General features: G+C 34.3%; 8 protein-coding genes. 3 read left to right on the top strand and 5 right to left on the bottom strand.

The window, feature by feature from the left end; genetic code table 11:
- From C8N41_RS14935 to C8N41_RS14920, 4 genes are all read right to left on the bottom strand, one after another.
- Positions 1 to 1,350 carry an HlyD family secretion protein gene (locus tag C8N41_RS14935; protein WP_092446766.1) on the bottom strand — a complete coding sequence of 450 codons (1,350 nt, stop codon included), beginning with the start codon at positions 1,348 to 1,350 and terminating at the stop codon, positions 1 to 3.
- Positions 1,351 to 1,361: 11 nt separating this feature from the next.
- Complete coding sequence (locus tag C8N41_RS14930; RefSeq protein WP_092446765.1) at positions 1,362 to 3,020, bottom strand: peptidase domain-containing ABC transporter; 1,659 nt, start codon at positions 3,018 to 3,020, stop codon at positions 1,362 to 1,364.
- Position 3,021: 1 nt separating this feature from the next.
- Entirely contained in the window at positions 3,022 to 3,702 is a 681-nt protein-coding gene (locus C8N41_RS14925) for a TetR/AcrR family transcriptional regulator (protein ID WP_092446764.1), read from the bottom strand.
- A gap of 116 nt (positions 3,703 to 3,818) precedes the next feature.
- Positions 3,819 to 4,772: a tetratricopeptide repeat protein gene (locus C8N41_RS14920; protein WP_115839868.1), complete on the bottom strand. Its 954-nt coding sequence runs from the start codon at positions 4,770 to 4,772 to the stop codon at positions 3,819 to 3,821.
- 152 nt (positions 4,773 to 4,924) lie between these two features.
- Between C8N41_RS14920 and C8N41_RS14915 the strand changes: the two genes are divergently transcribed.
- Positions 4,925 to 11,059, top strand: a complete 6,135-nt coding sequence (locus C8N41_RS14915; protein WP_115839867.1) for an alpha-2-macroglobulin family protein — start codon at positions 4,925 to 4,927, stop codon at positions 11,057 to 11,059.
- A gap of 100 nt (positions 11,060 to 11,159) precedes the next feature.
- Here the strand turns inward: C8N41_RS14915 and C8N41_RS14910 are convergent, their stop codons facing one another.
- Positions 11,160 to 11,885 (bottom strand): SDR family oxidoreductase, encoded by a 726-nt coding sequence (locus tag C8N41_RS14910; RefSeq protein WP_092446761.1) that lies wholly within the window; start codon positions 11,883 to 11,885, stop codon positions 11,160 to 11,162.
- Positions 11,886 to 12,071: 186 nt separating this feature from the next.
- On the opposite strand from C8N41_RS14910, the gene C8N41_RS14905 reads away from it, so the two are divergent.
- Positions 12,072 to 12,551, top strand: coding sequence for a DEAD/DEAH box helicase family protein (locus tag C8N41_RS14905; protein ID WP_115839866.1), 480 nt, complete (start codon positions 12,072 to 12,074; stop codon positions 12,549 to 12,551).
- Between the two features lie 2 nt (positions 12,552 to 12,553).
- Positions 12,554 to 13,939, top strand: coding sequence for a T9SS type A sorting domain-containing protein (locus C8N41_RS14900; protein ID WP_115839865.1), 1,386 nt, complete (start codon positions 12,554 to 12,556; stop codon positions 13,937 to 13,939).
- Positions 13,940 to 13,945 lie beyond the last annotated feature (6 nt).

Raw genomic sequence — 13,945 nt, 5'->3', positions numbered from 1 at the left:
CTATTTCTTTTTTGTGGTTGAAGCATTCTCTGGCTTATAATAGTTGGGTGGAAAACCGTTGAGTTGACGCCATAATTCATACCAAATCGGCACATCATCTAATAACGCCATGGTGTAGGCACCAGAACCTGCTCTAATTTCTTTTGGCCAAGCGTGGGCATCTTCATCTGGTGCTAAAAGCACTCTAAACTTGCCGTTATCACTTATAAAACTCTCGACAGCAATAATTTTAGCTCCATAAGTCCCGTACGATATATCTGGCCAACCACTAAAAATAATTGCTGGCCAACCATCAAACTGTACGCGAACTTTCTCTCCAATATTAATTAATGGCAAATCGATGGGAGCCACATACGTTTCTACTGCCAAATCTGCATTGGCAGGCATTATGCCCACGAGAGCTTCACCTTCTTTAAACGTTTGTCCGACACCTCCTCGTATGGCTTTATTGATATAACCATCATAAGGAGCTTTAATAAAACGTAAATCATTTCGCATCTGATAATTAGAATACTGATTATCTAATTTAGAGACCTGTGCTTCAGTATCAAACTGACTCGATTGTGCGGTGTATTTATCACTTTCAGCTTTTGAAATTTTATCAGTATACATCGCTGAAATCCTTGATAATTCTACTTGGACATTTATGATTTCATTTCGACTTGCTAATAATTTATTTTCTTGAGAAATTAATTTCGCTTCCGTTTCTTGAAGCTTTAATCGAGCATCCTCAACATCTTTTGTCGCTTTAAAACCTTCATCTTTTAAAGTGGCTGTTCTTGTGTATTTAGATTGTGCAATTTTAATATTCGTTTTTGCAGCTTCAAAATCAATACTATCGCTTTTAGCCTTTAATTTAGATTGCAGCAATTTGTTTTTCGCTTGTTCTAATTTTAAACTACGCTCTTTATACAAAGCTGCAATTTGCCGATCTAATGCTTTTACTTTTTCAGTATAAGACCCTACAGATTGGGCTTTAGAATTTCGTTGTTCCGCGGTGCGCTCAACCAAATTAGGATCAAAATATTCACTTTTTATTTCTGAAATCTGCATGATGGTATCGCCTTTGACTATAAAATCACCTTCCGTAACATACCATTTTTCAATTCTACCCGGAATTGGGGACTGAATGGTTTGTGGTCTTTGATCTGGTCTTAACGTCGTCACACTGCCTTTACCTGTAATGTTCTGCGTCCACGGTAAAAACAAAATAAGTAGACCTACAATAACAAATACGATTAAAAAACGGTTAAAATAACTATAGTATTTAACGTTAAAAATGTGTTGTCCTGATTTATACTTTTCTAAATCTACTGATTTGTTAAGCTGATTATGAGATATATTTAACATTGTAAATTATTTTAAATTATTTCACCATTTTTAAGAGTTATGACCTGTGTACAGTTTTGTATCCAGTTATTCGTTTTACTCACTACAACCAATGCCCAAGGGCTGCTGTTGTCAGTTAAAAAAGAGATGATACGATTAACCTCATTAGGTTCAAAATACTCTAATGGATCTTCTAATATTAAAATTCTTGGTTTATTAACTATTGCTCTAGCCAACACAATCTTTTTGGAGATGGTATATGAGGTTTGCTTACCTTCTGGATATAAAACTGTACTTAAGCCTTGTGGACTTTGTTTTACAAATTCATTAAGTTCAACTTTTTCTATAGCCCAACGCAATTGCGCTTCTGAAATTTGATCATTCCCAAAGGTTATATTTTCCCTTATGGTGCCTTCAAAAGGAGTTTCATCAGCAAGAGACATGCCTAAATGCGCCCTGTAATGATTGAGATTAATATTATCTAACACATAGTCGTTTACGAAAACACGTCCTATAGTAGGTTCTAGAACACCTGCGATTAAACGTAGTAAACTCGATTTGCCCGAACCACTTTCTCCACGAATCAACAATTTGGTCTTAGGGTTTATTTTTAAAGAAATCTTTCTTAGAATATGCAATTCTCGGTTGGGTACTCCATAAGACACATTATCTAATTCAATACTAAAATCATCATTAAAGTTTGGTTTATCCCCTTCTTGATTTTCAAGTTCTTTATCGACAACTTGTCCCATTTTTTCTAAAGACGTTAATACATCATAAAACGATTCTAGTCTAAGAATTAGTTTTTCTACAGATGATATGACTAATAAAATAATAATTTCAGCGGCCACAAATTGACCGATATTCATTTCTTGATTTAAGACTAACAATCCTCCAATTAACAATAGTCCGGCTGTTACGATAACTTTAAAACCAATCATTTGAATAAACTGAATTACTAATATTCTAAAATGGCTCTCTCTAGCTTTTAAATAATCATTAACTAAATCGTCATTTTTATTTATAGCTAAATTTGTTTGTCCAGATAATTTAAAACTCACAATGGCTCGAGCAACCTCCTGAATCCAATGTGCCACTCTGTATTTGTGCTTAGACTCAATTAAACTCGTATCCATTCCTGTTTGTGCTGTAAACTTAAATACCACATAAATTAAGATCAACAATAGCATTCCAAAAGCAATAAAAAATGGATGGTAAAAAGACAACAGCACCAAGGCAAAAACAATTTGTATGATCGCTGCTGGTATATCTACCAATATCTTAGCTAATCCTTTTTGAATATTCAATGTATCAAAAAAACGATTCGCTAATTCAGGTGGATAGTAATTACGTAATTCACGCATCGTAATTTTTGGAAAGCGATACGTAAACTCAAAAGACGCGCGTGTAAAAATGCGTTGCTGAATGGTTTCTACGATACGCATTTGCATTAATTGTAAAACACCTACAAAGGCAACACCTATGGTAACCAAAACCACCAAAACACCCCAAGAGGTACTGACTTGTGCTCCTTGTAATAAATTAATAATGGCTTGAATCCCCAAGGGTAAGGTTAATCCCAAAAGCCCTGAAAAAATAGCGTAATAAATAACTTGTAAAATATCGCGTTTCTCAAGTTTTATTAAACCAACAAAACGTTGCCATGGAGACATGATTTCTTTCTTTTTCATATCAAGTTACTTTGGTAATGGCATTAATTGTTAATTCCTTAAAAAAATCAGAGGGAGTAATTTCATCGTTACAATCTGTAATAGACTTAAAATGCACTTTTAAAAAATGCTGATGTAGTGCACCTTCTACAATAGTACTAGCCAAACTAGAAGCGAATTTATACTCGGGGTTTATTTCTAAAATCATATCACTTAGGCGCCTAATCATACGCTTATAGATAACAAAATATCCCTCTTTGTTTTCGCTATCAACCTCCTTTGTTAGATACGATTTAGAATATTCATTTATGATAATTCTATTTAACACAATTTCATTGATATGCGAAAAGGTATCGTCTTGTGTAATAGTTTTTGTGACCACATCAATGGCTTTAAACAATTTCTCTTTTGCATCTGGAACATTAAAAGTTGTAAACACCATTTGATATTCAATCCAAGCCCAATACCAAGATGTTAAGTATAATAACAATTTATGCTTACTCTCAAAATAACGATAAATCGAACTCTCGTTAGATCCAATTTTAGCTCCTAATTTCTTAAAGGTGAAGCTATCGAAACCAATTTCATCTATTAGAAGTATACCATGTTCAATTATTCGTTTACCTAACTTAGAGGATTCAGGGTCCTTAAGGTAGATTTTATCAGGCACTGAAATTTTTAAATTTGAAAGCAAACTCTTCATATAAATATAATTTAATTGCAAATATGATAGTAATACTATTAATTTAAAAATAATTAACAAAAAATTATCTCCATTAATCTTGGAGGTGATTGCTATAATAAATTAATACTTAAGAATTATAGTGCAGAAATAGTTGCTTTTTCTTCTTGAAACACATCAATATCTGGTAAACCAGAAATGGCTTTATTAATCCAAACTAAAGCTTTCGCTTTATCATTTTTGTGCTTGTAGATTTGCGCCAAACGATAATATGCCCATTCTTTTGGCACGCCATCTTGTGCTGAATGATTTTCAAGATACACCATTAGCATCTTTTCGCCTTTATCTAACTGAATATTATAATCGGCACACACTTTTCCTATTTGATAATGCATGGCATTTCGTTGGTGTTTATCCTTAGCTTCCTCCAAGTTGTCAATAGCTTTTTCGGGTTGCTCTTGCCCTTCGTAGAAATTGGTTAATTTTTCATAACAGGTGACAGAACCCCCTACTTTTATAGCCAATCGGTAATACTTTTCAGCCAGTTCTGGTTCGTCATCATACTCGTAAACATAACCTTTGGCTAAATAGCCGTCTACTTTAGACAGTTCTTCTAACTGCTCGGCATATCTTAAGGCTTTAGAATAACTTCCACCTACAATACCTGGAAGTGACACATACAATTCTACCAACGCCCAACGCGCGTCAATATGATTAGGATCTAACTGTGTGGCTTTATGGAATGCCTCTTTAACATCTCCAATTATGGTTAATGCTTTAATCTTACTAATACTCAACGCTTTCATTCCTAAAGCTCCACCATATTTGTAATGGTAATTAGCATTTTTGGGGCATTTTTGTTTTAAGATTTGATATTGCGCAATGGCATCATCCCATTTTTTCTGGAAGCCATACGCATCACCCAAAAGCTCAATAGCCTCAAGATCATTGGGATTAGACTCTAGAAATAAAATCATTTTATTTTGCGCTTTCACATATTCCTTTTTAGCGATATAGGTTTGAGCATCCTCAATAAGCGTTTGAGAAAAACTATAGGTAGAAAATAAAAAAGCAAACAAATATTTATACATAGATCTAAAGTCTCTTTTGGCGAAAATACAATTTATTAACGCTTAGTTTACTCAACAAATTGTTAACTTCACTCATCTAAATGAGACAACTACTCATTAGCACTATTTTTGGAATACATTTTGAATGTATTTTGAAGGAAAATAAAACTCACATGAAAAACTATATCTCTATTCTCGTACTCATCTGCTTTGCTTCATTCGCTTCGGCTCAAAATGATTTTGATAAGCAATGGAAGGAAATTTCTAAACTAGAAAACGAAGGCCTGACAAAAAGTGCTTCGGCATTGGCAGAAGTCATATATAAGAAGGCCGTTTCTGCTCATAATACTCCTCAACGCATTAAAGCCTTATTGCATATTAGCAAGTATCTATTAATTCTTGAAGAAGATGCACAACTCACCATTGTAAATCGATTTAAAACCGAAATTGAAAGTGCTTCAGACGTTGTAAATAAGCATCTACTAGAGAATATGCTGGCAACCATGTATTGGCAATATTTTCAGCAACATCGTTATCAATTTTATGATAGAACTAAAACTACTGAAAAAGTCAGCGATGATTTTAGAACCTGGGATTTAGAAACATTATTTAATGAAATACATTGGTATTATCAGCTTTCGCTTCAGGATGCAGATGTACTTCAACAAGAATCATTAAACCACTACTCCATACTTCTCCATGAAGCGGAAAACTCTAAGAGTTATCGTCCTACCTTATTTGATTTACTTAGTCATAACGCTTTAGAATTTTATAAAACAGATGAAAATAGTATTACACAACCGTCGTATAAATTTACTATTGATAATCCTGATTTAATTGCCGACAGTGATATTTTCACCTCGATAAACTTAACATCTAAGGACACCTTATCATTGCAACGTAATGCCTTAAAAATTTATCAAAATTTATTAAAATTTCATCATAAAGACCAAGCTTCCAAAGCTTTTGTAAATGTGGATATTGAACGCTTAAATTTTGTAGCACAACATGGTACATTTTCAGGTAAAGATGATCTTCTAATTAAGACTCTACAACGAAAATCGAAAGAATTAAATACTTCTAGTTTATCAACTTTATATGATTATGAAATTGCCAAAGTCTATAAGAAACAAGGGGATTTATACAATAACACACTAAGAGAAAGCACAATTAACACTAAAAACCGTTGGAAGTTAAAAGAGGCGATAACACTTTGTAATGCGGCAATTTCTCGATTTCCAAATAGCTCAGGCGCACAAAAAAGCGAGGTTTTAATTAAGCAAATTCATAAGCCTAGTTTACAAATTCTAACTGAAGAATTTATAGGTATTCATTCTCCTTCAAGAATATTAGTGACTTATAAAAACTTGGACCAACTAGATTTTGAAATTTATAAGGTTTCTAAGCATCAATTAGAAACTTTTAATAACACTTATAGAGCGGAAGTAAAAGAAGCATTTTTCAAAAAACTAAATCTAGCTCAATCTTTTTCAAGAGCATTAAAAACAGAAGGCGATTACCAGAATCACAGCACAGAAATTGTATTACCTAATTTAACCAATGGCTTATACATTGTTAAGGCAAATACCAATTCTGAACATAACGTTTTTGCTACAGCTGATATTCAGGTTACAGATATAGCCTTAGTTGAGAGCGTTCAAAATGACAAACAGTTATATCAAGTCATCAATAGAAATGACGGTAAGCCTTTGGCTAATGTAAAAGTCAAGTTGTCTTATACCAATTATAACAACAAATCTTTTACAAAATCTTTCACAACGGATCGCTTCGGAAAGTTCAACTTTAAAAAGGACAAAAATTATTATAACGCGGTACAAATAGTCGTAACGACAAAAAATGACACGGCATATTTTGGAGACTACTACATTAATAGAACGTACAAACAAAACCAAAATAAAGACACCCAATACAAAAACTTTTTATTTACGGATCGCAGTATATACAGACCTGGACAAACGGTATATTTTAAAGGTATAGCGACCAAATCTAAAAACGGCAAAACAGAAGTTTCTGCTCATAAAGCGGCCAAAATAAGATTGAAAAACGTTAACGGAGAAGTCGTTAGTGAACACTTATTAAAAACCAATGAATATGGTTCTGTACACGGTGAGTTTATTTTACCAAACGATGGTTTAACTGGTAATTTCAGTATTGATATGTTTTCTGAAACTTATGGTTACACCAATTTTTCGGTTGAAGAATACAAGCGACCAAAATTTAAGCCAGAGTTTCAACCTATTACTGAAACGTATAAAGTAAATGACAGCATCATCGTAAACGGAACGGCAATCGCTTTTGCTGGCAGTAACATTACAGATGCCAAAGTGGTGTACCGTGTAAAACGATATGTACGTTTCCCAAGTTGGTATTATTGGAGACGCCCCTATTTTAATGCAGAAGCTCAAGAAATCACTTTTGGAGAGACCAAAACCAATGCTAAAGGGGAATTTGAGATTGCGTTTAAAGCCCTTCCAGACGATAGTGTATCAAAGGACAACCTACCCGTTTTTAATTATGAAATTACTGCAGATGTTACGGATATTAATGGAGAAACACGTTCAACATCAACCAATGTATATGTAGGTTATCATGCCCTGACACTTCATATTGATGCTCCTCAAAACATAGACAAAACACAAAAAGAGATAGAACTCAGTTTAGCTTCGTTAAACCTTAATGGGCAATTTGCACCTGCTAAAGGAAAATTAAAAATCTATAAACTCAACGCTCCCAATCGTGTTTTAAGACCTAGACCTTGGCAAGCGCCAGATTACCAAACACTTTCTAAAGACGAATTTGTTAAATTATTCCCGAACGACCCGTATGACAATGAAGATGAATTGACCAATTGGACAAAAGGCGACGAAGTTTTTAGCACCGAATTCGATACTGAAAAAGACAAAACCATAACGCTTAAAAAGCTTAATAAATGGAATTCTGGCCAGTACATTATTGTTGCAGAAAGCAAAGATAAGTTTGGACAAACAGTAACCGACCAGATTTTCACATCACTTTTTAGTGATACCGATAAAACCATTGCTGATAACCAGTTATATAAAGCGCAATTAGATAAAGATAGTTATGACATTAATTCCATAGCAAAATTAACTTTAGGTTCTGCTGCAAAAAATATCACAATTACTGTTGAAATTGAAAAAGGAGGTAAGATTATAATGACGCAATTAGTTGAACTCAACAATTCTAAAAAAAACATATCGATTCCTGTTTTAGAAAGCGATTTAGGTGGTTTTGCAATTCATACATCATTTGCCGCTTTCAATGCCTTTACATCTCAAAGTTTTACAGTAAATGTACCTTACCCTAAAACCGATTTAGAAATTGAAACAACCACCTTCCGAGACAAATTACAACCAGGACAAGATGAAACTTGGAGTTTTAAGATAAAAGGACCTAAAGGAGATAAATTTGCTGCGGAATTATTAGCTAGTATGTATGATGCCTCTTTAGATGAGTTTAGAGCACATAGCTGGAAATTTAGTCCTATTAACAATCCTTACTACTACGCAAATATCAATAAAAATTCCAGACAAAGTTTTGGGCATACCAGCTTTAGGGTTATTAACCAATTTAATACTATAGCATCTTACCCTTACCAAGATTACGACCAATTAAATTGGTTTGGATTATATTTTGGTTATGGAAATACACGTGTTAGAAGAATGCTATCAAGAGCACCGGAAGCAACTTTAGCAGAATACAAAAATACACCTGAAGAAGAGCTAATCTTTATGGAAGATTCAGTTGGTAATGTTTCTGTTAAACGAACTGATTTTGGTATTGATTATATGGAATCAGATTCTGATAAAGCTATAGCTTTTAAAAGTAAAACAGAATCAAGTGGATTTAATGTAACTGGAGTAAAAACCAAAAAAGAATCAATAGACTTAGACAACATCCAAATCCGAACAAACCTCAACGAAACCGCTTTCTTCCTTCCACAATTACAAACCGATAAAGATGGTAATGTCAGTTTCAATTTTACAGCACCAGAAGCGTTGACCAAATGGAAATTGCAACTCTTGGCGCACACAAAAACTTTAGAAAGTGCCATAAGCCGATTAGAAACCGTGACGCAAAAAGAATTAATGGTCCTGCCAAATGCACCACGTTTTTTGAGGGAAGGCGATGTCATTACCATTAGCACTAAAATTGCAAATCTTACAGAAAAAGAATTATCTGGTCTTGCACAATTAGTATTGACAGATGTAGTTACAGGAAAAGATATTTCGAAACAACTTGTCTGGTCGAGCGCAGTCGAGACCTCTTCAGACTACAAAAATTTCACAGTAAATGCCAAAGGCAATACACAAGTCTCATGGCAATTAAAAATCCCTCAAGGTTTACAAGCTGTTCAATATAAAGTGATTGCAAAAGCTGGTGACTTTAGTGACGGTGAACAAAATGCTTTACCTGTTTTAAGTAATAGAATGCTAGTGACTGAAACGCTTCCGATGTGGATTCGTTCTAACGAAACTAAAACATTCACCTTGGATAAGTTGAAGGATAATACCTCATCAACGCTTACCAATCATCAGTTAACTTTAGAGATGACGTCTAATCCAGCTTGGTATGCGGTACAAGCCTTACCGTATTTAATGGAATATCCTTATGATTGTAACGAGCAAACGTTTTCACGTTATTATGCCAATGCTTTGGCACAACATATTGTAAAATCGAATCCGAGAATTGAAGCTGTTTTTAACCAATGGAAATCGACAGATGCTTTATTGTCTAACTTAGAGAAAAATCAAGAATTGAAATCTTTATTGATTCAAGAAACACCTTGGTTACGTGATGCACAATCTGAAACAGAACAGAAAAAACGTATTGCCTTATTATTCGACTTAAATAAAATGACTAATGAGTTGCAATCGGCTATTCGTAAACTAGAGACTAATCAACACGCTTCTGGAGCTTGGCCTTGGTTTAATGGTGGACGTGATAATCGATTTATTACCCAACATATTATTGCTGGTTTTGGACATCTTAAACAACTAAATGTCTCTTCGAGCGCAGTCGAGAAGTCTACGATTCACAACGCAGTTCGTTATTTAGATGCGCAATTTATTCAAGAATACAAAGACATCAGAAAGTATAACAAAGATGTAGATTTAAGCAAAGATCACTTATCACACACACAACTGCATTATTTATATACGCGAAGTTTTTATCCTGAAATTGAAACGTCGAGTGAAGTTCAAAAGATCATGGATTATTACCAAGGACAGATTCAGAAATATTGGTTGTCGCGTTCCTTATACGCTAAAGGCTTAATGGCATTAACCATGCATAGAACAGGTGATGCAAAAACAGCTGGTAAGATTATAAAATCTTTAAAAGAAAATAGTATTACTTCAGATGAATTAGGCATGTACTGGAAATCAAATACGAATTCATGGCATTGGTACCAAGCACCTGTTGAAACACAAGCTTTAATGGTGGAAGTATTTTCTGAAGTTGGTTCGAGTATACAAAGCGAAGAAAAAAATCTTGAAGACATAGACAACCTAAAAATCTGGTTACTTAAAAACAAGCAAACGAATCGGTGGAAAACCACCAAAGCGACGACAGAAGCTGTTTATGCTTTATTATTGCAAGGTAGCGATTGGTTAAGTGCCACAGAGCAAGTGGACGTTAAAGTAGGGCGTGAAACGATTTCACCAGAAACCTTAGACAACGTAAAAGTGGAAGCTGGAACAGGTTACTTTAAAACATCTTGGACTGGTTCTGAAATTACACCTGAACAAGCAGATGTTACCATCACAAAAAAAGGAGAAGGCATTGCTTGGGGCGTGTTGTACTGGCAATACTTTGAAGATTTAGATAAAATAACCTCAGCTGAAACTCCTTTAAAACTAAGTAAAAAGCTATTCTTAAAATCAAATACAGATAAAGGGGAAGAAATCACTGAAATCACTTCAAATACAGAATTAAAAGTTGGTGATTTAATACGCGTTAGAATTGAATTAAGAACCGATCGCACCATGGAATTTGTGCATCTTAAAGATATGCGTGCCGCTGGTTTGGAACCTATAAACGTTCTGTCTCAATACAAGTGGCAAGATGGATTAGGCTATTATGAAAGCACAAAAGATGCTGCCACCAATTTCTTTATGGACTATTTACCAAAAGGAATTTATGTGTTTGAATACGATTTACGTGTGAATAACGCTGGTGATATGAGTAATGGCATTAGTACTATTCAATCGATGTATGCACCAGAATTTAGTAGTCATAGTGAAGGTGTACGAATTACGGTTGACTAAAAACTCAATTGATAATACGTAGCGTCTATAAAAAGACTTTAGTACTGAATAAATAGAAAAAGAGGTTTCAAGTTGAAACCTCTTTTTTTTAATTTTAGTTCTATTTACTTGGAGGCATTGTTGGCCTCACTTCTATTTTACTTGGTAATGTCCTTGGGTTCATTTTTAGTAAATCTATGACCAGTTCACCAATATCTTCAATTTGTATTTTCCATGCTTGTTCATCACTTGGGGTATTTCCATTAAAATGTGTTGACACAGATCCTGGCATAATAGTACTCACTTTTACACCGTACTTCCTTAAGTCTAGCATTACCGCTTGGGTAAATCCGGTGACTCCAAATTTACTGGCATTATAAGCCGAACCACCTGCAAAGAAATTTGCCCCAGCCAAACTCGAAATAGTTATATAATAGCCTTTCGATTTTTTAAGTTCTGTAACACTCGCTTTTATAGAATTAAATACTCCGGTAAGATTCGTATCAATAGTATCACTCCATTGTTCTGAGGTTAAATCTTCAATACTTGCAAAATGACCGAGCCCTGCATTAGCAATAACGATATCTAATTGCCCAAAAGTACTCAATGCTTGACCTACCGCTTCTTGCTGACTTTTGAGTTGTCTTACATCGGCCTGAACACCAATAACAGATCCTACTGAATCTGTTTTTGTGCCCAATACTTCGGCTGCAGAATTGGCTGCATTTTTATCTCTACTTGTAATTACAACTTTTAAGCCTTGATTTAGTAAAGCTTCTGCAACACCGTAACCAATGCCTTTTGTACCACCTGTAATTAAAGCTACTTTTCCTTTTAAATCTTTCATATCTACTCGTTTGTTTTCTTTTACTCAAATTTACAAAACACAAATAATAACTAAAATTATAGATTGTTAGGATTATGATAAAATAACACTTAACAATTGCTAAACTTCTGTTTCACACTACATTTATTTCTATATAATCTTAATAATAACTAACTTTAGCCTCCTAAAAATATTGAAATTTCATAAATGAAAATTGTAACATACGCCATTGCCTTAACCTTAACTATTGGCCTACTGTCTTGCGCTAGTACACTTCAGGCTTCTGAAGAAGAACCCACAGTCCTAGAAGCACCTCAGTTACTTTTTTTAAACTATGAAATGAAAACATATGGAAATAAAAAGTCGATTTCACTTATCAACCAAGTGACGACGGATGGGAGATTAAAACAACACATTAATCATAATCCAAATCCAGATCTAGGCGATTTAGAATGTGTAATATTAGATAAAGACTCTAATATTCTTGAAACCTATTCTATAAAAAACCCGTTGTTAAAAATTGTTGAGTACATCAACGATTCTGGACATTTTGAAAAGAAAATACTGAATTTAGATTACGCACAATTTTCTTTAAAATTGCAATTAAACGCTAAAGCTGCATATGCAGTAATTCACGAGATTAACCCTAACGGAAACATCAAACTTAAGACGACTAAAATTGAATAATAATGAAAAAACCGTTACTCTTAATTATTTTATTTTGCCATGTACATTTCGTTTTTTCTCAAACCTTTGAAGTAGAAACCATTAAAACTTCGGGTAGCGATGACAAGCGGATTAATCTCGTCATTTTAAGTGAAGGATATCAAGCCAGCGAAATGGCACAGTTTGAAGCTGATGCTCTTAATTTTATGAATGATATGTTTTCTCAAGAACCTTTTTCTAATTACGAAAACTACTTCAACGTACATATTATTAAAGTCCCGTCTAATGAAAGTGGCGCCACGCATCCAGGAACGGCTCCAGACGAGCCGACTTCAACCGTGCCCACCTTGACTGTAGATAATTATTTTGGCACATCTTATGACAGCTATGACATTCACAGATTATTATACACAGAAAATAGCGCATTAATTAGCACTGTTTTAGCCAACAATTTCCCGCTATATGACCAAGCACTTCTTTTGGTAAACTCACCTTATTACGGAGGAAGTGGAGGCACATTTCCAGTGACTTCAACAGGTACAAGTGCTAGCGAAATTGCCATACACGAATTAGGACATTCGTTTGTAAATTTAAAAGATGAATATTACCCAGGAGATTTACTTGCTGCAGAAGCAATAAACATGACCCAAGAAACGGATCCTACTTTAGTGAGATGGAAAAATTGGATTGACATAGACAATGTGGGTATCTATGCTTATGCCAGCTCGGGAACAGCATCAACCTGGAACCGACCGCATCAAACATGCAAAATGCGTTACCTTGGTTATGATTTTTGCGCAGTGTGTAAAGAAGGAATTATTGAAAAAATTCACGATTTAGTATCACCAATAGATTCTTATGCTCCAACTGAAGCTACTATTAACACCCCAAGTTTTCCCTTAAATTTTGAAGCCAACAGTATTCAAACACTTCCAGAAAACACTATAACAACAACGTGGACTTTAAACGGAGACACCATTGCAACCAATGAAATGAACATTGCGATTGAAGAGAGTGATTTAGTTACGGATACCAACACGTTAACTGTTTTGGTACAAGATGAAACTAGCTTAATCAATATCGATAATCATGAAACAATTCATGTAGCGACCGTCACTTGGACAATTGACAATACCTTAGGAATACAAAATGTAAGGGAAAACGAATTTAGCTTGAAGCTATACCCTAACCCAACCACGAATATTGTAAACATACAAATAGACAACATATTAAATGATATTTTAACCGTTGACATTGTAAGTCTTGATGGAAAAATAGTAAAGTCTGTAAACGTATATAATCAAAAAAACACGTCACTAGATATTAGTAATTTGAGTTCAGGAATATACGTAACTAACTTTTATGCTAATTCTGTATTAATTGCAAGCAAGAGACTTGTTAAACAATAAAAGCAG

Origin of the sequence: Winogradskyella sediminis (assembly GCF_003387355.1) — a bacterium.
GTDB classification, from domain to species: Bacteria; Bacteroidota; Bacteroidia; order Flavobacteriales; family Flavobacteriaceae; genus Winogradskyella; species Winogradskyella sediminis.
Note: the sequence above shows the minus strand (reverse complement) of the source record. Positions and strands in the feature narration are given on the sequence as shown.